Source organism: Erwinia sp., from assembly GCF_049696395.1.
Lineage (GTDB): Bacteria > Pseudomonadota > Gammaproteobacteria > Enterobacterales > Enterobacteriaceae > Erwinia.
The window spans coordinates 1-22,115 of sequence record NZ_JBAVTT010000168.1 but is presented as its reverse complement, the minus strand read 5'-3'; the positions used below and the strand labels follow the sequence as shown (position 1 = coordinate 22,115).

Here is a 22,115-nt window from a genome sequence, read left to right as displayed (position 1 = left end):
TAAAACCAATTAAATCAGTTATTTAATTGAATTCACTACGTAAAAATCGCACCAAATATAAGATATATACTAATCAATAAATAGAGAATACAACATCAAACAAGCGACCTAAAATTACCATTTACATATTGTTACATATATTTAGTGTGTCCGACTGCAAACTTCATGGCATTTTCTGAGTCGACGCAAGCGTGCGTCTTAAAATGAACAGGGTGTTCAAATAATGAAAATGAAATTCGTAGCAGTGGCCATTTCTTCCCTGATGGGGATCAGCAGTATTCACGCAGCTGAAATGATTAACAAAGACGGCAACAAAGTGGATATCAACGGAAAAGTTGATGTCGCCCGCTTCTTCTCTGCAAACGACAACCAACACGGTGATGACAGCTATGCCCGCCTGGGTTTTAAGGGGGAAACCCAAATCAGTGACCAGCTGACCGGCTACGGCATGTTTGAGCATGAGTTCAAGCTGAATAATCCAGAGGACGACAGCGCGCAAAAAGGCAATAAAACCCGCCTGGGGTTTGCTGGCTTTAAGTTCGGTGATTACGGCAGCCTGGATTATGGCCGTAACTTTGGTCTGATTTATGATGCGCTGGCCTACACCGATGTGCTGCCAAAATTTGGCGGTGACTCTGCCCATAACGACGTCTTCCTCTCCAGCCGCGCAGGGGGTGTAGCCACCTGGCGGACGTCTAACCTGATGGGCATGGTTGATGGCCTGCAGGTGGCTGTTCAGTATCAGGGCAAAAATGAACGCGCCACGGGCGACAGTATTGGCCGGGCGAACGGTGAGGGTTATGCCACCTCAGTGGGCTGGAACAGCGACTCGGGTGTGAGCCTGGTAGCGGCTTACGCCAGTGTTGATCGCACCCTCGCCCAGAACCATGCCGGGCGCGGGAAAGGAGATCGTGCCGAGCTTTGGTCAACCGCGGTTAAATACGACATGAACCAGTTTTATCTGGCCGCCATGTACGGGGAAACTCGCAATGCAACCCCGATCAGCGGAGGCTTTGCCAACAAGGCCCAAAACCTTGAAGCCGTTGCTCAGTATCAATTCCTGAACGGCTTACGTCCTTCTTTGGCGTATGTCGCCTCACGCGCTAAAGATATTGAAGATATCGGCAGCGCCGACCTGCATAAATACACCAGCTTTGGCGCGAAATACTTTATGAACCTGAATATGGTGGCTTACGTAGAGCACCGCATCAACCTGCTGAAAGACAATAATCCGCTTGGCCTGCCAAACGATGACATTACCGCCATCGGGCTGACCTACCAGTTCTGAACCTGATTGAATTACCCTGGGGCCTTCCGCCTGTGTCTACCTTTGGAAGGCCCTTTTTTTTCTGATCTCGCTCTGGATCAAGGCGCCATTAAATCGAACTGATTGGGTTGACTTCCCTGCAGGCTTACCGGAGCCACCAGCTTAAGCGTGATCCAGTTAGAGGTAACACGCTGCTGTTTGCTGTCTTCAAGCGTGACCGAAAGACGATACTCATTGCTCGCCCCTTCTGAACTGTCCCAGGCCGGGATAATGATGCTCCAGCCCTGTGTATCCGTATTGCTGGCTGGCGGTGTCAGGCTCAGCGCCTGAGTATCTCCCTGCCAGCTGATCGCTTTAATCGCATTAGCATTGCGGATCTGCAATTTTAACGGCAAGGTTTCCCCTGGCTGTACCTGCCACGGCGGCGTAGCGAGGAACACGGATAACGTTTTACGCTGGCGGAATTCCATCACCGGCGTATTGTTGCGGTTCACCGTGTCATAGCGGCTGCCACTCAATGAGCGTGTTGCCGCCACATTATCTGCCGAAAGCTGTTTACTCAGCGCTACACCAATCTGGTAGTTCATCTTCAGACCGAACTGATCCTGCGTTTCACCCGTGTCCGCCGTTTTGTGGCTCGCGGTGACGGTAAACAACGGCACCGGCGTGTAGCTGACGCCCAGCTCAACTGCCGCAGGATTGGTGCCAAGCGTGCCGCTGTTAAACAGATCGACATTGTCACCCAGATATTGCTCGTAGCTTAAAGAAACACCCAGCTGGCGGTAAAACGGCAGATAACCCTGAGTAGTGATGTCATAGCCGCGCGCCATTCTCATCTCGCTCTGGCTGGTATCATTGCGCCAGCCAGAAAGCGGCTGATAATAGTTGGCTGAGAAACGCAGATAATCGCCCCAGGCTTCGGCCCCCAACGAACCACGCTGCTGATTGGATTCAAACATCTGATCAACAAAGGCGTTATAACCAACCCGCCAGTTACCGGCTTTCCAGCGCTGACCAAGCCCGGCGTTGCCAACCAGTCCGTAATCCGTCTGTTCAATGCCTAGCTGACTGAAAGTGAGATAACGGTAGTTGTCCGCCCAGGGCGTAACCAGCTGCGCGGAAGTGCCTGAAAAGTCGCCGTTTATATCCACCATCAGCGACAGGCTGGCACGGCCATAAGGTGAGAGGAGTTGCTGCCCTTCCGTCTCGGCCCGTTTGGCTGCCTCGTCGCGGAAATGATTGAATGCCCACTGTCCGGCTTCGTTGCCCAGAGACTGATCGTCGTCGCTGCTCATACTGGCTTCGCCAATGGTTTTCATCGCCTGGGCTACACGTTTCTCCCACACGCTGTCATCCGTTGCCTCAGTGCCTAAATCTGGCAACGACTGACTGAAACGCGCGGGATCATCGAACGGCGCATCGGCCACACGGGTCTCCGTGGTCAGCGCCTGCGCATAATGGTCAGCACCTCCGGCCAGAAACAGCACCAGGGCACCGCTAAAGAAGCGAATGGGGTGAAATTTTGTCATAACCTCATTGATTGCCAGCGGCAATACAGTTTTTATCAGTGAAAAACGTAAGACAGATCACAAATCTAATCAAAGGGTAACGTAATACGCCGGTGAGCGCGAGTCGGATGGTTCCTGGTTGATCGGATTGTCTCCAGATCATCCCGGTAACTAGCGACCCTCGGGAGGAGAGTTAAGTGACGGGAAAGGGAATAATTCGCGGTAAGCTACTCAATAAATTAAAAGGCCACACTTTGGGTGCGGCCGGATTGACTGGTCGGTCTGGCAACGAGTAACCGGACCTCAGGACATAATTAAGCCGCCATCAACGTTGATGGTTTGTCCGGTGATGTACCGCGCATCATCGGACGCTAAAAAGGCCACCAGCCCTGCCACATCCTGCGGCTGCCCTGCTCGCTTAAGCGGGATATTCTGCACCCACTCGGCCATCAGTTCGCCCTTGCCATATTTCTTCTCGTCCGTGCTGAGGATCTCTCCCCACACCCGGTCGTTATAATCCCACATCTCACTCTCGATAATGCCCGGACAGAAAGCGTTAACGGTGATATTCCACGGTGCCAGTTCCTGCGACAGACTTTGGGTAATGCCAATCACGCCCATTTTGCTGGCGGCATAGTGCGGCGTGTAAATAAATCCCTGACGTCCCTGGCCTGAGGAGGTGTTAATCAGGCTGCCAGACTGCTGTTTGACCATATATTTCGCCGCTTCACGGCAACACAGCCAGACGCCAGTGGTGTTCACCGACAGAATTTTATCGAAGTCCGACTTTGGCATTTTGTCGAAGGTATCAATGGTGATCACGCCGGCATTTTGAATCGAGACATCAATAGTGCCAAAGCGCGAAGCTGCTTCCTGGTAAAGATGTTGCACCTGCTCTTCATCCGTCACATCAACCTGCAACGCAAGAATTTCACTGCCGTGAGCCGCTTGGATTTTTTCAGCGGTTTCGAACACCCGTTCAGAATTGGAGACCATCACCAGATTGGCACCGTCGCTGGCGAAACGCTCTGCGATACCGGCCCCAATGCCCCGACAGGCGCCGGTGATCACCACCGTTTTACCCTGAAAATTACGCTTCATTCTGTTCTCCTTAATGGGTTTGGGCAGCAGGCTGCCAGAGCGTGCGCTGTACCGCCTCACGCCAGCCTTGCCAACTCTGGATCAGCTGCTGATGACGTGCTTCGTCTGGCAGCCACTGATCGTGTTCAGGTAATAGCGCACTCAGCTGGCTATCGTTCAGTTGTTCCAGCGCTCGCCTTGCCAGCAACCCCGCGCCAAGTGCCGAAAGCTCCGGCGTACTGCTGCGCGCTACCGGGCAGCCAAGCAGATCGGCCTGGAACTGCATCAGCCACGGGTTTTGCGTCGGACCGCCATCCACCATCAGCGTGTGCAGATGGAAATCGGGATGCTGGCGCATAGAAGTGATCACATCAGCAATCTGGTAAGCAATGGCTTCCAGCGAGGCGCGGATCAAATGCGCTGGCGTAACGCCCCGACTCAGCCCGCAAATCACACCACGAGCCTGATCGTCCCACCACGGCGCACCGGTTCCGGTCAGCGCGGGCACAAAATAGACGCCAAGCGTTGACTCAATGCTGGCAGGCAGTTCGTGCAGCGCACGGCTTAATACCTGCCCTTTGCCATCGGTCAGACCTGTCGCCTGTGCCATCCAGGCTACGCCATCTCCGGTGTGGGGGATATTCCCCTCCAGCCCGTAAACCATTCGCTCACCGTCATGCCAGGCTACGGTTGTGGCCAGTTGCGTAATGCTGGTATCTGGCGTCAGCAGCGGAGCCATGACAGAAGATCCGGTGCCGTAAGTGGCTTTCACTCCGCCAGCCTGGCCCAGACCGTGACCATACAAAGCCGCATGGGAATCCCCAACCATCGCCATAATCGGCAATCCATCAGGAATGCCACTCAAGCCCCGCGTGGTGCCAAACAGGCCGCTGGAGGGGCGAATTTCAGGCAAGGCTTCGCGAGGCAGGCCAAACAGCGCCAGCATGGCTTCATCCCACTCGCCGGTTTGCAGATTAAGAAGTTGAGTGCGTGCAGCGTTGGAGGTATCACAGCGGAACTGCTTACCGCCGGTAAAATGCCACAGCAGCCAGGTGTCGATGGTGCCCAGGCAGATCTCACCGTTTGCCGCCCTTGCCGCCCCCTCCGGGATGTTATCCAGCAACCAGCGCATTTTCGAAGCAGAAAACAGCGGCGCAATGGGCAAGCCGGTCACCGAGCGGATCAGCTCATCCTGATGATCGCGTCTTAGCTGCTCGCAAAATGCGGAAGAGCGGGAACACTGCCAGGTTAGCGCCGGCGCGACAGGTTTGCCCGTTGCCCGCTCCCAACCCATCGCCGTTTCACGCTGATTGCTGATAGCCAGCGCAGCAACCCGGTTCTCACCAACGCTCTGGATAACTTCCCTGACCACGGTAAGGGAAGCGTTAAGCAGCATCATGCCATCCTGCTCCACCCAGCCTGACTGTGGGGTGTCCACCGTCAGCGGGCGCGAAGCTTTAGTCACTACCTGTCCACGGGCATCAATTGCCACCGCTTTAACATTGCTGGTGCCTTCATCCAGCGCAATGATCAGCTCTCTAGCCATGACTCACCTCAGAGAGCGGCGCGGCCGCCTGCTTTTTTTCGTGACGACGCATCAGCACCACTTTGCTCTGCAGGCGTTGCTGGAACTGGTCAATCACTACGGCAGTCACAATGACCAGACCTTTGATCACCATCTGCCAGAAGTCGCTGACGCCCATCATCACCATGCCGTCGGCAAGGAAGACGATAACGAAAGCCCCGATAATCGAACCCGATACGCGGCCACGGCCCCCAGCCAGCGCCGTTCCGCCCAGTACCGTAGCGCCGATGGCATCCATCTCAAACATGTTACCGGTCATTGGATGGGCCGTTTGCAGCTGGGAAGCTACAATCAGCCCTACCAGCGCCGCACAAAGACCGGAGAAGGCGTAGACAAACACTTTCACTTTGATGATCGGCACACCGGCAAGACGTGCAGCAGACTCGTTACCGCCACTGGCGTAGATGTAGCGGCCTAGCGGCGTTTTACGGGTGATATACAGCCCCACCAGCAGCAAGCCCACCATCATCCAGATCGGGATATAAACCCCTAAAATGCTGCCCGAGCCGAGGATAGCGAAGCCGGTATTGCCCAACTGCGGCATCCCCACCAGATTGGCGTAGGTGCTGCCGTCATTCCACAACAGGGCAGCACCGCGAGCGACATACATCATGCCCAGCGTACAGATAAAGGGAGCGACACCCAGACGGGTAATGACCGCGCCATTGATCAGGCCCACGACGATACCGAACAGGGTGACGACCAGGATAACTTCAGGCACGTTCAGGAACAGCACCTGACCGCCCCACAGAGGAAGGCCGTTAGTTAACAGCGCGCCCGCTACCATGCCGCAAATCCCGGCGACTGCGCCAACGGAAAGGTCGATGCCGCCCGTCAGGATCACCAGCGTCATCCCAATCGCCAGCAGCCCGGTGATCGCGACGTGCTGCGTCATGATCAGCAGGTTAGACGGGGTTAAAAAGTTCGGCACCATCACGCTGAAAAAGCCAATAACGATCAGCAATGCGATAAACGTACGGGCCTTCAGCAAATACATATAGAGCAAATATTTCTGGTTCATGGTCTGTTCCTCAACGCCCGGGGCGCAAGCTAATCATGTGGAGTAGAAGCCGTGATAAGCCGCTCGCGGGTGGCTTCAGCCCGGGGTAAATCGGCGGTAATTTTTCCATCGGCCATCACCAGAATCCGGTCGGCCAACGCCATAACCTCATCCAACTCCGAAGAGGAAAACATCACTGCCAGTCCCTGCCGGGCCATCGACCCAATCAGGTGATAAACGTCCGTTTTGGCGCCCACATCAATGCCGCGCGTAGGCTCATCCAGCAGCACCACTTCCGGGCCGGTCATCAAGGCTTTGCCAAGGACAACCTTCTGCTGATTGCCCCCGCTTAACGAGGTGATCGGCAGTTCGACATCGCTGACTTTGATAGCCAGACGCTCGATCATCTCGTTAACCCGACTCTCTTCTTTCTGCGGATGCAGCAGGTTCAGCGCACGGCGGAACCCTTTCAGGCTCAGGTCACTGAGCGTCATATTGGTTTTGATCGACATCAGCTCGATCACGCCCTCGCCTTTACGATCTTCTGGCACCAGCGCAATGCCCTTCTTAAGACGATACTGGAAGTTACGCTTGTCCAGGCATTCACCGTTCAGCGTGACGCTGCCGCTCTGGCAGGACATCAGGCCAATCAGCCCTTTAAACAGCTCAGTGCGTCCGGCGCCTAACAGGCCATAAATGCCCACCACTTCGCCTTTACGCAGCGAGAAGCTGACGTCGTTAAGCTTGTAACCGCCGTTTTGCGCCAGCGCCGTTAAGCCGTTGACGTTCAACACGAGTTCGCCCTGTTCGGCGGCCTGATAATCAAAATGCTTTTTCTTGTCGCCTACCATCTGCTCGATGATCCACGGCACGCTGGCATCGCAGACTTCACGCTCGCTGATAAAACGGCCATCGCGGAAAATGGTGATATGGTCACCAATCTCCATCAGCTCTTCCAGCCGGTGCGAGATATAGATAATGGTGACGCCACGACGCTTCAGCGCCTCAATCACGTTAAACAGCACCTTCACTTCTGACTGGCTGAGCGCCGAAGTCGGCTCATCCATAATCAGCACGCGAGTGTCCTTCGACAGCGCACGGGCGATCTCCACCAGCTGCTGATGACCAATCCCCAGTTCGTTAAGCGCAGAATAAGGATCGACATCCAGCTCCAGCCTCTCCAGCAGCGCTTTCGCCAGCTGGTACTGGTATTTCTCGTTGATCACTCCGCGCTGGAAAAATTCGTTGCCGATGAAGATGTTGTCCATCACGTTCATGTTCGGGAACAGGTTCAGTTCCTGAAAAATAATGCTGATGCCGTGTTTCTCTGCCTGCTGCGTGGTGTGCAGTGACACAGGTTCGCCGTCCAGCAGGATTTGTCCTGAGGAGGGCACTTCCACGCCAGCCAGCATTTTCATCATGGTGGATTTGCCCGCGCCGTTTTCGCCGATCAGCACATTGACCTTGTTGCGATAAACGCGATAGTCCACCGAATCCAGCGCGGTAACGCCCGGATAAATACGCGAGACGTTGCGGGTTTCGATAATCACTTCCGACTGTCCGCTGGACGGGGTCAGGAGATCCGCTTCTGTGTGCGCCATGATCTGCTCCTATTGACGGACAACACGGGCCGGCGTGACATCCGGTGCGGTTTGCGGCACGTCCCAGCTGCTGAACACGCCGTCCACTTCCACACGATCGCCCACTTTCGGCTGAAGTTTTTTCACTTCATTCGACGCCAGGGTATTGATCGCTTTGCCGTAGTCACCAAACAACACCTGGTCATTGAAGTCCTGGTAGCTGGCACCTTTGTAGACATCACGCAGGGCGGTGCCACGAATGATGGGGCCAATCTGCACCACCACGTCCTGGCCGCTGACGTCTTTCACCGTCATTTTGCCGCTGCGTGAGGTGGTGTTCACTGCTGAAACGGTGCCGTTAACCTTTACGGTAAACACGCAGGGATTCTCTTCCTGGCTGCGGTAACCAAACTGCTTACAGGCGCTGTCGATATCCTTAGCCGCGGCCAGGTCTTTCATCACTTCACCGAGCGGTTTGGCGTCATTTAACACCTGCGGCACGATCTTCTGCTGATAAGTGTCAGTGACATTCGCCATCGCCGGATTGGGTGGATTTTTCAGGTCGGCTAATTCCTGTTGCGACACAATGCGACAGCCGCCAAGGGCTAACGCAGCGATTGCCAGCCAGACTCGCCTGGACATAATTTCTCTCCTTTGCGCCCCGTGAGGGGCGCAGCAGTATCACGACAACAACGACTTAGGATTTAAAATTGAAGTCCTGAACTTTGGAGGCATTTTCCGGGCTGATCAGAATGCCGCGGAACATCACACGCTGCTTCTCAGGTTTGGTGCCTTTCTGGATAAAGTTGTCCAGATCGGTCACACCTTGCGCGGCGATAGCCTGAGCCTGCAACATCACGGTGGCTTTCAGCGTGCCGGCTTTCACCGCGTCACGTTCGTCGTTGCTGCCATCAATGCCGACCACAATCACATCGTTACGGCCAGCGGCTTTCAGTGCAGCAATCGCGCCCAGCGCAACCGGGCCATTCCCGCAGATCACCCCTTTCACGTCCGGGTGAGCCTGCAGAATACTGTCCATAATGCGTTTGCCGTCGATCAGGGTGCCTTTCGCATCCTGGCGTGCAACGCTTTTCATGTCGGGATACTGATCGAGGACCTGGTGGAAAGATTTGGAACGGGTCACACAGTTATTGTCTGCGAGGTTACAGGTCAGTTCGGCATAGCTGCCCTTCTCACCCATCTTCTCGACAAAGACGTTGGCTACGTCAGAACCGGCCTGGAAGTTGTTGTGGGTAATCTGCTCCAGTGCAACGTTATCGACCGGGATTTCGCGGTTGATTAACACCACCGGAATACCGGCATCTTTTGCTTTCTGAATGGCGGCAACGCTGGCGGTAGAGTCGGCGTTATCGAGGATAATGCCCTGCACCTTTTTACCGATAGCGGCATCAATCAATTCGCTTTGTTTCTTCACATCTTCGCCGTGAGAAAGCACCGACGTTTTGTAGCCCAGCTCCTGCGCCTTCAGGTTGGCCCCTTTCGCTTCTGAGGCGTAATAAGGGTTATCCAGCGAGTTCACCATAATCATTATGGTGCCTTTATCGGCTGCCAGCGCCGCGTGGGAGAAGGTGCAGGCTGTGGCAACGGCTAATACAGTTAAACGCATGTTCATAGTGATGTTCTCTCATTATTGTAGGTACAGCGTGTAGGGTATTGCGTTCGGACTACTCTCTGGTCTGGGCGAAGTACTACCAAATGGTAAAACCGCCATCGATCATCAGATCGGCGCCGGTGATCATGTCGCTCCCGTTGCTGGCAAAGAACAGCACCGCGGCGGCAATCTCGTCGGTGTAGGCGAAGCGTCCCAGTGGGATTAATTGCTTCATGGCCTCACCTTTTTCTCCCCGCCAGGCTTTTTCGCCCATCGGTGTCAGCACCACGGTCGGAGAGAGGGTATTCACATTAATTTTGTACGGCGCGAACTCCTTAGCCATCACCTTGGTCATGCCTAATAACCCGGCCTTGGCTGAGGTGTACGCCACATGGTTATCGATAGCGATCGAGGCCGCCTGCGAGGCGATATTAATGATTTTTCCGCCTTTGCCGGCTTTCACCATGCGTTTTGCCACCGCCTGCGAGCAGAGGAACGGCCCCGTAAGGTTGACGGCGACCTGCTTTTGCCACTCTTCAAACTCGGTTTCCAGCACCGGTTGCAACATCACATAACCGGCACAGTTGACCAAAATGTCGAGATGACCGTAGTGCGCTTCTACCTGGGAAATTGCCTGTTCTACTGAGGCCGGGTCCGTCACATCACACTGCACAAACTGCACGCGAGTGGCATCAAACTGCCCGGCAACGTCGCTGACTTTGCTCTCTTCAAATGCCGGATATAGCAGCGCCAGACTGGCGCCTTTTTCCAGCAGCATTTGATTGGTGGCCATAGCGATGCCGCCCAGTCCGCCGGTGACTACCGCGACTTTGCCACTCAGGTCCATATTGATATCCACGCCATAACGCAGATTGACATCATATTCATTGCTCATCAGCGGCTCTCCTCAGGCGGCGGCGACAACATGTTGCAAGGTGGTACGTAAGCCTTCAGCATCGATGCGGAACTGGCTGCGCAGCGCAGCGCGGCTGCTGCTGTGCGTAAATTCGTAAGCCGGGATGCCAAGCGCGGTGAAACGCTGACGCAGCGCATGTTTATGCAGGATCTCGCCGATAATGCTGCCCAGACCGCCGCTCAGTGAATGCTCTTCCATGGTAATAACCTGCTGATGAGCGCTAATCAGTTTGACGACAGCGGCTTCATCCAGCGGCCAGAGCGAAGGCAGAGAAACGATGGTGATGCTGTCGTCTTTCGCGGCCAGCGCTTCATGCGCCAGCGTGCCCATGCAAAACACCACGGTCTCTTTGCCCTCTTGCAGCACTTCAGGCTTACCTGGAATGAACTGGTAATCTTCGGCGTGCAGCACAGGCACTTTGTCACTGTCCATGCGGATGTAAACCGGGCCGGTGTGTTGAATGGCGTAGCGAGCAATGGCGCTGGCCTGCACGGCATCGGCTGGTGCAAAAACCTGCAGGTTGCCGAAGGTACGGGCAATGGCGATGTCATTGGTACAGTGGTGAGTGGCACCCAGCGGACCGTAGGCAAAACCGGCGTTCAGGCCCAACATTTTGACGTTGGTTTCGGTGTAGCAAATATCGTTTTTCACCTGCTCATTGGAGCGGGCAAACAGGAAAGGGGCGGCGTTGGCGGTAAACACGGTGCGCCCGCTCAGTGCCATTCCTGCTGCCATGCCAACCATGTTTTGTTCAGCGATCCCGACGTTGATCACCCGGTCAGGAAATGCTTTTTCAAAAGGAGCAATTTTTGAGGTTGAGGTGGAGTCAGCGACCATCACGCTGAGGTTCGCCCCGTTATTCTGTTCATCTACCAGCGTGGCGATGACTGCGTCGCGTAAGTCTTGCATTAGTCTTCCTCCAGCTCTGCCAGCCCCAGGGCCAGCTGCTCATCATTAGGCACCGAGTGGTGCCAGGCCGGGACGTTGGCCATAAAGGAGATGCCGTGGCCCTTCTCGGTATTGGCAAGGATCACCCTTGGTTTGCCGGTCGACGGCTTGTTTACCGCTTCAGCAATCGCCTGCGGATCGTGGCCGTCGCACTCCAGCACTTCAAATCCAAACGCCAGCCATTTATCCGCCAGCGGTTCCAGTGGCATAATGTCTTCGGTTTTTCCTGCCAGCTGCAGGCGGTTACGGTCAACAATGGCAATCAGGTTATCCAGTTTGAACTTGCTGGCGGACATTGCCGCTTCCCAGTTCGAGCCCTCAGCCAGTTCACCGTCACCCAGCAGCACAAACGCACGACGGTGACCCATGCCAGAGAGTTTGTTCCCCAGTGCCAGGCCAACGCCGATTGGCAAACCGTGCCCCAGACCACCGGAGTTAATTTCAACCAGCTCCGGTAGCTTTTGCCTGACCGGGTGGCCTGCCAGTAAGGTGTCGTCGCCCATAAACTGGTCAAGAATGGACGGGTCAATCAGCCCCATTGCCGCCGCGCTGCAGTACAGTCCGCCAGCACCATGGCCTTTCGACAGAATGAAGCGATCCTGATCCGGACGCTCAGCACTGCGATCCATCACCCCCATAAACAGCGTACAGATGATGTCTACCTCTGAGAGGTCGGCGCCGGTATGCCCTTTCCCCGCCCGATGATTCATTTGCAGGACATAACGCCGGGCCTGACGCGCTGTCTGTTTGATTGCCTGAAAGTCCATCATTACCTCTTCGTCTGTAACGCCGCTGGCCGGATAGCGAAGTGGCAGTCCTGCGGCTCATTCGTTTTCGAATAAAAATATACGCTATCGTTTATAAGCATATTGTGGGGTAGATCAAATTTCAAACAAAAGCAGATCGAAAATTTAACTCATTGATTTATCAGTAATCTCGTTTCAATACAGACTATCCTTAGGGACGATAATGCTAAAATTATGTTTAAAATCAATAGCATTACCGCACCAATACTTTCGAACGAAAACGAAAAGGGTGAACGATAGACTCGCATTCAATCGAATGCAGAGGTAATATTTGCTTTAACAGCAGGTCTGGCGCGGGTTTTCACCCGTTCAGCGGATGAAGGGAGAGTTTCGGTTGAAAAGCAAAAGCGAACAATTAGCCGACATGCAGCAACGGCGGGAAAAAATCTTAGAGATGATCCGGGAAGATGGCACGGTCTCGGTGAAGATGTTGACGGAAGCCTTCGGCCTGACCGAAGCCACTCTCCGTACCGATCTCCGCGTCTTGCAGAAAGAGGGATATGTCCAGCGTTATCATGGCGGTGCCACCTTGATGACCGGGAAGCAAAATACCGGCGCTTTGATGCTGGAACGGCAGACTCATCTCGATGAGAAGGATGCGATTGGGCGGCTGGCAGCGCAGCATATCGAAAATGGCGACACGGTGATTTTCGATTCCGGCACCACCACTACCTCAATCGCGCACCATCTTGGGCATATCAATAAACTGTCGGTGGTCACCACCGCGGTGAATATCGCGCTGATGCTGGGCGGCGAGCCGGGGGTGAATATCCTGTTGACCGGTGGCACCTTCAAATTCCCTACGCTTTCCACTTCCGGGGAGAAAGCGGCCAGCTTCTTTGAGAACGTGCTGGCGGAGAAACTGTTTCTTGCCACCGCCTGTATTTCACCCAAGCTGGGCTTGAGCTTCCCCAGCGAAACCGATATCAAAGTCAAAAGCGCGATGATCCGCTCCGCCAGCACGGTGTATGTGGTGGCCGACTCCAGCAAGATCGACAAAGTGTCGATGTTTGCTTTGCCCTGTGACTGGAGCAACATTCAGTACCTGATCACCGATAAAGGGATATCACCAGAGTCGATTGAAGCCTTCGAAGCGCTGGGTGTGAAAGTCCTGATTGCCCGCTAGCCTGAACTTACCGATCCAGGCTTGCAGCCCGACTGGCCGTACTGAGCACTGGCTCAGTGCCTGCCAGATTACCGCGATAAAGCCGCACGACGTCGCCCACAATCAGCAAGGCAGGAGACTGCGGTTTTTCACGGGCAACAGTGACGGCCAACTGCTGCAAAGTGGTCAGCGACACTCGCTGATCGGCACGGGTGCCACGCTCAATAATCGCGACCGGTGTTTCCGCCTCACGGCCGAAGGCGATCAGGCGTTCGCTTAATGCCTCGCACCAGGTCAGCCCCATATAAAACACCAGCGTCTGGCGGGGATCTTTCAGGCTGTACCAGTCCAGCTGGGGCTTGCCGTCTTTCCCATGACCGGTAATAAAACGCACCGACTGAGCCATATCACGGTGGGTCAAAGGAATGCCGGTAGCCGCAGCGCAACCCGTTGCCGCGGTGATGCCGGGCACAATGTGGCAGGCAATACCGGCTTCCTGCACGCAGGTCATCTCTTCACCCCCGCGCCCAAAGATAAAGGGATCGCCCCCTTTCAGTCTGATTACCGTCTGTCCGGCTGAGGCCAGTTCCACCAACAGCTGGTTGATCTGCGCCTGCTTCAGCCCATGAAAACCGGGTGTTTTACCCACATCGATACTCAGCGCGGTGGGCGGAATAAGCGCCAGAATCTCCTGACTGACCAGCCGGTCATACACCACCACTTCCGCCTGCTGGATCATCCGCAGCGCTTTTACCGTCAACAGGTCCACATCGCCTGGCCCGGCACCTACCAGCCATACTGAACCCCTACGATCCTGCTGGAGATCGCCGGAGAGCAATTTATCCAGACCTGCAATTTGTGTTGTCATAGTGTCTCTCGCTCAGGCTGCCGACTGCGCACGGGCAATCAGTTGGTTAAGTTCAGGAATACAGGAGCCACAGTTGGTGCCGCACTTTAGCTTCAAGCCCAGCGCTTCCGTGGTGCAACAGCCTGAGGTAATGGCGGCGGCAATCGTATTTTCCCCCACGCCAAAACAGCTGCAGATCGTCTTACCGCTGCTGTCGCCTGAGAGTGCGCGACCGGCAAGCAAAGCAAAACGTCCAGCGGCAGTGGACGGAGGCTGAGAAAATGCGGCGGTAATCGCTTGAGGATCAATCGCCGGCTGGCGCTGGCTGCTGCTGTAAAAAGCCAGCACAACGCGTCCGTCTTGCCAGCCAAGCAGATGGAAATACTCCCCTTCAGCTTGTGCCGTCTGGAGTTGCAGACCCTCTGGCAACCCACTGGAGGTTAACCACTCAGCGGGTTCCCCCGTTCCTGCCAGCTGGTAACGAATTACGCCTGCCTGAGGGATTTTTGCCCACCACACCTCTTTCCCCAGCGACGCCGCTTCCCGCAGAAACAAGGCCCCTTGCCAGTCACTCTTCCAGCGGCGAATACGCACGGCGGTTTGCTTGCTTTCAGGCTGCCCGGAGTCAGGGCAAACCAGTGGAGCAATCAGCGCATCCACGCTGCCCTGGCTACAGAACTGGCGGTTCCAGTGCATCGGCACAAAGACATTGCCCGGCAACTGGCCTTCGCTGATTTTTGCCCGGCAAATGATCCAGCCGCGCGCAGACTGAATCCGCACCAAATCGTCCTCTCGGATTCGGTACAGCAGCGCATCTTTTGGGTGTAATTCACAGAAGGGCTCACTGAAATGCTGCATCAACCGGGGAACCGAACCGGTACGGGTCATGGTATGCCACTGGTCACGGATCCGCCCGGTATTGGCTATTAGCGGATAGTCTGCGTCCGGTTGAGCCGCGGGCAAACGAGGCGTGATTGGGATAAGCCGGGCTTTGCCATCCTGATGAAAGAAATGTCTGTCAGTAAACAATCTGGCGCACCCGGTTGGAAAACGCGGATTGACCGGCCACTGAACGGGGGCGAGTTTATCCCACTGCTGATTATCCAGTGCTGCCAGCCCGCTGATATCAAACGCTCGCTGCCCCTGATTCTCAAATCCTGATAAGGCGGCATGTTCACGGAATATCTCCGCTGGGTGCTGCCAGTTAAACGCCTGTTCAAACCCAAGGCGTTTAGCAACCTGAGCCAATATCCACCAGTCGGGCTTTGCTTCCCCGGCCGGGGCGATAAAGCCGCGCTGGCGGGAAATCCGACGTTCAGAATTGGTGACTGTGCCATTTTTCTCCCCCCATCCCTGGGCGGGAAGCAGAATATCAGCCAGAGCCGTAGTGTCGGTCTGAGCGCAAACGTCAGAGACAATCACCAGCGGGCACTTCTGTAAAGCCGCCATGACTGCGCTGCCATCCGGTAATGACACGGCTGGATTGGTGCCCATGATCCACAGCGCTTTAATCTCGCCCGTACCGGCAGCCTGAAACAACTCCACTGCTGTTAAACCGGGGCGGTCTGCCACGCCTGGGCTTTGCCAAAAGCGTTGCACCCGGTCAACGTCCTCAGCTGCAAAGCCCATATGCGCCGCCAGTTGATTTGCAAGTCCACCGACTTCCCTGCCGCCCATCGCATTTGGTTGCCCGGTCAGCGAAAAAGGGCCGCTGCCCGGTTTGCCGATTTTACCGCTCGCCAGATGGACGTTGATCAGCGCGTTGCACTTGTCACTGCCACTGGTCGACTGGTTAATGCCCATGCAATAGAGCGTCAGCGCCGCTGGTGAAGCGATAAACAGGCGATAAAACGCCAGCACATCGGCCTCAGTTAACTCGCAGAAACTGGCTACTCTGGCGAGCGTCCACCCGGCAGCGGCTGCCAGCGCCTCTTCAAGCCCATTCAGGTGTGGGAGCATCTCAGGATCACTCTCCTGCTGCTCTTCCAGCCAGCGCAACAAGCCGTTAAACAGCGCAGCATCGCTGCCGGGTTTCAGCGCCAGATGCAGGTCGGCCATTTCGCCGGTGGCGGTTCTGCGTGGGTCAATCGCCACCACCTTCATCGCAGGCCTGTTCTTTTTAGCCTGAACCAGCCGCTGCCAGGCAACCGGATGAGCCCAGGCAGTATTGGAGCCCACAAGGATAACCAGATCGGCAGAGTCAAAGTCTTCATAGCAACAAGGGACAGCATCTGCGCCCAGCGCGCGTTTATAACCGACCACCGCCGACGCCATGCATAACCGGGAGTTGGTATCGATATTTGCCACGCCGAGGAAGCCTTTCATCAGCTTGTTGGCTACGTAATAATCTTCCGTCAGCAACTGACCGGAGGCATAAAAAGCCACCGCCTGCGGCCCATGTTGATCGATCACTTGCTGTAATCTTTTCGCCACCTCATCCAGGGCCTCAGACCAGCTGGCCTGCACGCCGTCGACCTGCGGATATAATAATCTGCCCTCATGCCCCAGCGTTTCGCCCAGCGCTGCGCCCTTAACACACAGCCGCCCGAGATTCGCCGGATGGGTTTTGTCGCCGCTCACCTGGCAACCTCCCTCGGCTTGCGGAAGCACCTCCACTCCGCAGCCGACACCACAGTAAGGACAGGTGGTTTTCATGAGGCTTCTGCCTGCAGCAGCACCGCTTCAGGACTGGCAACCAGCACCCGTCCTCCTTCCACTTTCACCGGCCAGCTTCGCACCGCCACTCCACTGTTATCCAGAGCATGACCGTCGCGCAGGCGGAAGCGCTGTTTATAAATCGGTGAGACCACCATCGGCTCACCTGCACTGTCGCCCAAAATACCGCGAGACAGCACGCTGGCCTGAGTGCCCGGCTCGTTATCATCGAGGGCAAACACCTGATTATTCAGGCGGAACAACGCGATGCGTTGCCCGGCAAAACGTGCGCCAATACCGGCCTGTGGCGGGATCTCGTCCAGCAGGCACACTTCTGTCCATGGCAGGATTTCACTGGCTACTGTCTGCTGTCGGGCATCGCTCGCCGGGCGGATCTGCCCGCGCTCATGCTCCCAGCGCACCGTTTCATCGGGCTGGCTGCTGTTCAGTGTTGGCTGGAATAACGCCAGGCGATCGGGGTTGGCCAGCGTGGTCTGCCATTCACATTGATAGGTCTCCACGACTCTGGCCATCTCCTGCTCCAGTTCAGCGGCAATGCCAAGCGAATCGTCAATTACGACCTGGCGAAGATACGCCGGCCCGCCTTCCATGTTATCCATCCACACGCTGGTGCGTTGCAGGCGGTCGCCCGTGCGGATATAGAACATCAGCAGGCGATCGACATAGCGGATCAGCGTGGCATCATCCAGATCGCTGGCGAACAGATCCGCGTGGCGAGGCTTCATACCGCCGTTGCCGCAAACATAGAGATTCCAGCCTTTTTCAGTGGCAATCACCCCGATATCTTTGCTTTGTGCTTCCGCACACTCGCGGGTACAGCCTGATACCGCCATTTTAATTTTGTGCGGCGCGCGCAGCCCTTTGTAGCGGTTTTCCAGATCGATGGCGAAGCCGGTTGAATCCTGCACGCCATAACGGCACCAGGTTGAGCCGACGCAGGATTTTACCGTGCGTAAGGATTTACCGTAGGCATGACCGGTTTCAAATCCCGCAGCCAGCAGCTCTTCCCAGATAGCAGGAAGCTGATCCAACCGGGCCCCAAACAGATCGATGCGCTGGCCGCCGGTGATTTTGCTGTACAGGTTGTAACGCTCAGCCACCTGACCAATAGCAATCAGTCCTCTGGCGGTGATTTCGCCAGCCGGAACTCTTGGCACCACGGAGTAAGTCCCGTCTTTCTGAATATTGGCAAAGTAACGATCGTTGGTGTCCTGCAGCGGCAGATGTTGCGGCTTCAGCAGGTACTCATTCCAGGTGGAAGCCAGCAGCGACCCTGCCAGCGGTTTGCAGACTTCACATCCCAGGCCGTGGCCGTGCTTTTCCAGCAGCGCATCGAACGTTTTAATTTCTCCCACGCGGATCAGATGGTGTAACTCCTGACGGGACCAGGCAAAGTGCTCACAAATATCTTTCTTTACCTCTACGCCCAGGCTGGCTAACTGGAACTCCATCACCTGTTTGACCAGCGCGGAACAGCCGCCGCAGCCGGTTGCCGCTTTGGTGCAGCTTTTCAGTGCAGCCATATCGCCACAGCCCGCAGAAACAGCCGAACACACCTCCCCTTTCGAGACGTTATGACAGGAACAAATCTGCGCGCTGTCAGGCAGTGCCGCCACACCAAGTGCTTTGATCGGTGCACCTTCACTCTGTGGCAGGATCAGCATTTCAGGCTGTGCAGGCAGTGCCATCTGGTTCAGCATCATTTGCAGCAACGTGCTGTAATCGCTGCTGTCGCCCACCAGCACGCCACCCAGCAGCGTTTTGCCATCTTCTGAGATAACGATTTTTTTGTAGATTTCCTGCGGTTCGTTGTGCCAGCTGTAGCTCTGACTGTTTGCGGTACGACCATGCGCATCGCCGAACGACGCCACTTCCACCCCAAGCAGTTTCAGTTTGGTGCTCATGTCGGCCCCGCTAAACTGCGCGGCTTCGTCGGCCAGTGCCGCCGCCGCAACTCTCGCCATCTGATAGCCAGGTGCCACCAGACCGAAAATCTGCCCATTCCACAGCGCACACTCCCCTATGGCAAAAATATCGGCATCCGACGTGGTACAGCGGCCATCAACGACAATGCCGCCCCTTGCGCCAAGCGTCAGCCCGGCTTCTGCTGCCAGCTGATCGCGTGGGCGAATCCCTGCGGAAAACAGCACCAGATCGGTCTCAAGCGTGCTTTGGTCGGCAAAGTTCAGCCGCAGCGTGCCATCTTCCAGGGTTTCAATAGATTGCGTGGCTTTGCTGGTGTGAACCTGAACGCCCAACGCGGCAATTTTACGCCGCAGCATGCCAGCGCCACCCTCATCCAACTGAACGGCCATCAGCCTGGGGGCAAACTCCACCACCTCTGTTTGCAGGCCAAGCTGTTTCAGCGCGTTGGCGGCTTCCAGTCCCAGCAAACCGCCGCCAATCACCACGCCTTTCCGTGAATGTTGCGCTTTCGCGGCGATAGCATCCAGATCGTCCAGCGTGCGATAAACAAAGCAACCGGCGCCATCATTGCCGGGAATCGGCGGCACAAAGGCAAAGGACCCCGTTGCCAGCACCAGTTTGTCCCAGCTCATTTCATGGCCGCTCGCCTCACGAACACAACGCCGCTGCCGATCGATAGCCACTACCGGACGATGCGTGCGCAGCTCAATACCGTGATCGGCAAAGAAGTTTTCGCTCACCAGCGACAGTTCTGCATGGCCTTTACCGGCAAAATACTCGGAAAGATGAACGCGGTCATAAGCCACGTGGCGCTCTTCGCCATACACCACAATGTGATACTGCTGATGCAGGTTTTTCGCGACCAGTTGCTCAAGAAAATGGTGGCCAACCATGCCGTGGCCAATAACGACTAAAGTGGGTTTGCTCATTTCGTTGCTTCCTGCAGCCTCAGGCTGCGCTGGGTTAGTCGGGTGGATCAGCACGCAAGCAGTGCTCTGCCTGCCGCTTTGCATCAGGGACAGCAAAGGCGCGGCATCACGGGTGTCGCCATACAGCAGGATGCCGCTCAGTCGGTCATCGCGAAAAAACAAACGGCGATAATGGTTTTCAATCGGGTCAAAAGCCTCAGCGCAGGTCATCTCCGGGCTCTGGACAATCTCTCCGGCGCTAAATACCTCAATACCGGTCACTTTGAGGCGGGTGCCATTTTCTTCGCTGTAAAAATCGGCCCTCGGCGAACCAGCCAGACGGTGCGCCAGCACAATGGCCTGAGCCAGACAAGGCGCGACTAAGCCGAAGGTTTCACCGTCAATCTCACAACACTCACCTACAGCACTGACCTGAGGCTGCGCGGTGCGAAGTTGACGATCCACCAGCACACCGCGTTTGCAGGGGATGCCTGCCTGCTTCGCCAGCTCGATCGCGGGGTTCACTCCGGCAGCCACAATCACCAGTGAAGCGGCAAGCTGGCTGTCATCGGCCAGGGTGACAAACTGCCTGTCGATACGTTTGATCCCGCTGTTGACCAGGCAGGTCATTCCACGTCCGGCGAGGGCCTTCGCCAGCAGATGCCCGGCTTTTGCATCTAACTGGCGGTCCATCAGCCAGCCGTTGCGGTGCATTAAAGTGACTGAGCGTCCACGCAGGCGAAGCGCCGCAGCGGCTTCAATCCCTAACAGGCCGCCGCCCAACACCACCACCGGCCCCTCATTTGCCAGCATCTGCTCCACATCGGCCAGCTTGCGAAAGCCGCTTACGTGTGGCAGGTCAATACCGGGAATGGCAGGCATCGAAGGGGTTGATCCACTGGCCAGCACCAGCTGATCCCATCTCAGCTGGCGCTTTTCTGTCTGCACGGTTTTGGTCGGAAGATCCAGCGACAGCGCCGCTTCGCCATTTAACAGCGTGATGCCTCGTTGGCTGTACCATTCAGGCGAATGGAGCAACGTGTCAGCAAAGGACTTCTCCCCGCTGAGCACCGGGGAAAGCTGGATACGGTTGTAATTCCCGTGCGGCTCTCTCCCCAGCACGGTAATGCGGTAACGGTCTGGCGCCAGCTGCCACAGCGTTTCCACCATGCGCATGGCCGCCATTCCGTTACCGATCACCAGCAGATGCTCCGCCATCATTCGCTCCTCAGGCCGCCGACTGTTTTTCGTAAAGGAAATGCAGCACCTGCTGACGCAGATGGTGATAACCCGGCTCATCGGCCAGCGCGACCCTTGAACGCGGGCGTGGCAGATCGACGTTGAGGATTTCGCCCACCGTGGCTGCGGGTCCGTTGGTCATCATCATCACCCGGTCGGAAAGCAGCACCGCTTCATCCACGTCATGGGTTATCAGCACAATCGTGGTATTCAGCTTCTGCTGGATCGCCATCACCGCATCCTGAAGTCGTGCCCGAGTCAGCGCATCCAGCGCGCCAAAAGGTTCATCCATCAGCAGGACTTTCGGTTTCATCGCCAGCGCCCGGGCAATGCCGACGCGCTGCTTCATGCCGCCAGACAATTCGCCAGGGCGCTTTGTCAGGGCGTGGCTCATTTGCACTAGCGCCAGGTTATGGACAATCCAGTCATGTTTCTCGGCTTTGCTTTGCCCTTTGAACACCTGATTAACCGCCAGCGCCACGTTTTCATACGTCGTCAGCCACGGCAGCAGCGAATGGTTCTGAAACACCACCGCGCGCTCCGGCCCCGGCCCGGCGATTTCACGGTTATCACACAGCAACACTCCTTCACTTGGCTGAGTCAGACCGGCAATCAGGTTCAGCAAGGTGGATTTCCCGCATCCCGAATGGCCGATCAGGCTGAGGGTTTCCCCTGGGTGAATATCGAAACTGACGTTGTCCAGCGCCAGGAACTCGCCTTTCGCGGTGGTAAAACGCTGGCTGACCTGCTGTACCTGAATAATGGGTTGCATCACTGACCTCCTTCCTGCCATGAGAAACGACGGGCGAGCAGCATCAATCCCTGCTCCAGTAACAGCCCGACCACACCGATAATGCCAATCGCTACCAGGATGTTTTGCACGTTAAGGTTGTTCCACTCGTTCCAGATCCAGAAGCCAATACCCATGCCGCCGGTCAACATTTCTGCGGCGACAATCACCAGCCAGGCGATGCCAATCGACAGGCGGACACCGGTCAGCACGGCAGGCAGCACGGCTGGAAAGAGGATCTTGCGCATAATGGTGAATTCAGAGAGTTGCAGCACCCGCGCCACGTTCAGGTAGTCCTGAGGGATGCGTTTGACCCCCTCGG

General features: G+C 56.1%; 17 protein-coding genes. 2 read left to right on the top strand and 15 right to left on the bottom strand.

From position 1 onward, the window contains the following. Positions 1–220 precede the first annotated feature (220 nt). Entirely contained in the window at positions 221–1,288 is a 1,068-nt protein-coding gene (locus WCC56_RS19655) for a porin (protein ID WP_424694008.1), read from the top strand. A gap of 77 nt (positions 1,289–1,365) precedes the next feature. Here WCC56_RS19655 and WCC56_RS19650 read toward each other — a convergent pair whose 3' ends face one another. The 10 genes from WCC56_RS19650 to WCC56_RS19605 form a co-directional block, all read right to left on the bottom strand. Then, positions 1,366–2,796 (bottom strand): YchO/YchP family invasin, encoded by a 1,431-nt coding sequence (locus tag WCC56_RS19650; protein WP_424694005.1) that lies wholly within the window; start codon positions 2,794–2,796, stop codon positions 1,366–1,368. Positions 2,797–3,078: 282 nt separating this feature from the next. Continuing rightward, on the bottom strand, positions 3,079–3,876 hold the full coding sequence (locus WCC56_RS19645) for a glucose 1-dehydrogenase (RefSeq protein WP_424694004.1): 798 nt from the start codon (positions 3,874–3,876) through the stop codon (positions 3,079–3,081). A gap of 10 nt (positions 3,877–3,886) precedes the next feature. Beyond that, positions 3,887–5,401 (bottom strand): FGGY family carbohydrate kinase, encoded by a 1,515-nt coding sequence (locus tag WCC56_RS19640; RefSeq protein WP_424694003.1) that lies wholly within the window; start codon positions 5,399–5,401, stop codon positions 3,887–3,889. After that, positions 5,394–6,461: an ABC transporter permease gene (locus tag WCC56_RS19635; RefSeq protein WP_424694002.1), complete on the bottom strand. Its 1,068-nt coding sequence runs from the start codon at positions 6,459–6,461 to the stop codon at positions 5,394–5,396. Before WCC56_RS19635 ends, WCC56_RS19640 begins: the two co-directional genes overlap by 8 nt. A gap of 29 nt (positions 6,462–6,490) precedes the next feature. Then, positions 6,491–8,041 (bottom strand): sugar ABC transporter ATP-binding protein, encoded by a 1,551-nt coding sequence (locus WCC56_RS19630; RefSeq protein WP_424694001.1) that lies wholly within the window; start codon positions 8,039–8,041, stop codon positions 6,491–6,493. Between the two features lie 9 nt (positions 8,042–8,050). Beyond that, positions 8,051–8,662 (bottom strand): DUF2291 family protein, encoded by a 612-nt coding sequence (locus WCC56_RS19625; RefSeq protein WP_424694000.1) that lies wholly within the window; start codon positions 8,660–8,662, stop codon positions 8,051–8,053. A 55-nt stretch (positions 8,663–8,717) separates the two neighbouring features. Beyond that, positions 8,718–9,653 (bottom strand): D-ribose ABC transporter substrate-binding protein, encoded by a 936-nt coding sequence (locus WCC56_RS19620; protein ID WP_424693999.1) that lies wholly within the window; start codon positions 9,651–9,653, stop codon positions 8,718–8,720. Positions 9,654–9,729: 76 nt separating this feature from the next. Beyond that, positions 9,730–10,527 carry a GolD/DthD family dehydrogenase gene (locus WCC56_RS19615; protein ID WP_424693998.1) on the bottom strand — a complete coding sequence of 266 codons (798 nt, stop codon included), beginning with the start codon at positions 10,525–10,527 and terminating at the stop codon, positions 9,730–9,732. Positions 10,528–10,539: 12 nt separating this feature from the next. Further along, positions 10,540–11,457 carry a transketolase family protein gene (locus WCC56_RS19610; protein WP_424693997.1) on the bottom strand — a complete coding sequence of 306 codons (918 nt, stop codon included), beginning with the start codon at positions 11,455–11,457 and terminating at the stop codon, positions 10,540–10,542. Continuing rightward, a complete protein-coding gene (locus WCC56_RS19605; protein WP_424694007.1) occupies positions 11,457–12,263 on the bottom strand; it encodes a transketolase in 807 nt (268 codons plus the stop codon). Before WCC56_RS19605 ends, WCC56_RS19610 begins: the two co-directional genes overlap by 1 nt. A gap of 373 nt (positions 12,264–12,636) precedes the next feature. On the opposite strand from WCC56_RS19605, the gene WCC56_RS19600 reads away from it, so the two are divergent. Next, positions 12,637–13,428, top strand: coding sequence for a DeoR/GlpR family DNA-binding transcription regulator (locus WCC56_RS19600; protein WP_424693996.1), 792 nt, complete (start codon positions 12,637–12,639; stop codon positions 13,426–13,428). Positions 13,429–13,435: 7 nt separating this feature from the next. Here WCC56_RS19600 and cobA read toward each other — a convergent pair whose 3' ends face one another. The 5 genes from cobA to WCC56_RS19575 all read right to left on the bottom strand — a co-directional run. Further along, positions 13,436–14,275, bottom strand: a complete 840-nt coding sequence (gene cobA, locus WCC56_RS19595) for a uroporphyrinogen-III C-methyltransferase (RefSeq protein ID WP_424693995.1) — start codon at positions 14,273–14,275, stop codon at positions 13,436–13,438. A gap of 12 nt (positions 14,276–14,287) precedes the next feature. After that, the gene (locus tag WCC56_RS19590) at positions 14,288–16,909 is read right to left on the bottom strand and encodes a molybdopterin-dependent oxidoreductase (RefSeq protein WP_424693994.1); all 2,622 of its coding nucleotides are present in this window, start codon (positions 16,907–16,909) and stop codon (positions 14,288–14,290) included. Further along, on the bottom strand, positions 16,906–20,982 hold the full coding sequence (gene nirB, locus WCC56_RS19585; RefSeq protein ID WP_424694006.1) for a nitrite reductase large subunit NirB: 4,077 nt from the start codon (positions 20,980–20,982) through the stop codon (positions 16,906–16,908). The genes WCC56_RS19590 and nirB overlap by 4 nt, the downstream gene beginning before the upstream one ends. A 10-nt stretch (positions 20,983–20,992) precedes the next feature. Further along, complete coding sequence (locus WCC56_RS19580; protein WP_424693993.1) at positions 20,993–21,775, bottom strand: ABC transporter ATP-binding protein; 783 nt, start codon at positions 21,773–21,775, stop codon at positions 20,993–20,995. Then, positions 21,775–22,115: ABC transporter permease (locus WCC56_RS19575; RefSeq protein ID WP_424693992.1), on the bottom strand; the 341-nt coding region annotated here is incomplete at its 5' end. The genes WCC56_RS19580 and WCC56_RS19575, both read right to left, overlap by 1 nt.

Coding starts and splice junctions, on each gene's coding strand:
- WCC56_RS19650 (WP_424694005.1), bottom strand. CDS start 2,796: ATGACAAAATTTCACCCCATTCGCTTCTTTAGCGGTGCCCTGGTGCTG.
- WCC56_RS19645 (WP_424694004.1), bottom strand. CDS start 3,876: ATGAAGCGTAATTTTCAGGGTAAAACGGTGGTGATCACCGGCGCCTGT.
- WCC56_RS19640 (WP_424694003.1), bottom strand. CDS start 5,401: ATGGCTAGAGAGCTGATCATTGCGCTGGATGAAGGCACCAGCAATGTT.
- WCC56_RS19635 (WP_424694002.1), bottom strand. CDS start 6,461: ATGAACCAGAAATATTTGCTCTATATGTATTTGCTGAAGGCCCGTACG.
- WCC56_RS19630 (WP_424694001.1), bottom strand. CDS start 8,041: ATGGCGCACACAGAAGCGGATCTCCTGACCCCGTCCAGCGGACAGTCG.
- WCC56_RS19625 (WP_424694000.1), bottom strand. CDS start 8,662: ATGTCCAGGCGAGTCTGGCTGGCAATCGCTGCGTTAGCCCTTGGCGGC.
- WCC56_RS19620 (WP_424693999.1), bottom strand. CDS start 9,653: ATGAACATGCGTTTAACTGTATTAGCCGTTGCCACAGCCTGCACCTTC.
- WCC56_RS19615 (WP_424693998.1), bottom strand. CDS start 10,527: ATGAGCAATGAATATGATGTCAATCTGCGTTATGGCGTGGATATCAAT.
- WCC56_RS19610 (WP_424693997.1), bottom strand. CDS start 11,457: ATGCAAGACTTACGCGACGCAGTCATCGCCACGCTGGTAGATGAACAG.
- WCC56_RS19605 (WP_424694007.1), bottom strand. CDS start 12,263: ATGGACTTTCAGGCAATCAAACAGACAGCGCGTCAGGCCCGGCGTTAT.
- cobA (WP_424693995.1), bottom strand. CDS start 14,275: ATGACAACACAAATTGCAGGTCTGGATAAATTGCTCTCCGGCGATCTC.
- WCC56_RS19590 (WP_424693994.1), bottom strand. CDS start 16,909: ATGAAAACCACCTGTCCTTACTGTGGTGTCGGCTGCGGAGTGGAGGTG.
- nirB (WP_424694006.1), bottom strand. CDS start 20,982: ATGGCGGAGCATCTGCTGGTGATCGGTAACGGAATGGCGGCCATGCGC.
- WCC56_RS19580 (WP_424693993.1), bottom strand. CDS start 21,775: ATGCAACCCATTATTCAGGTACAGCAGGTCAGCCAGCGTTTTACCACC.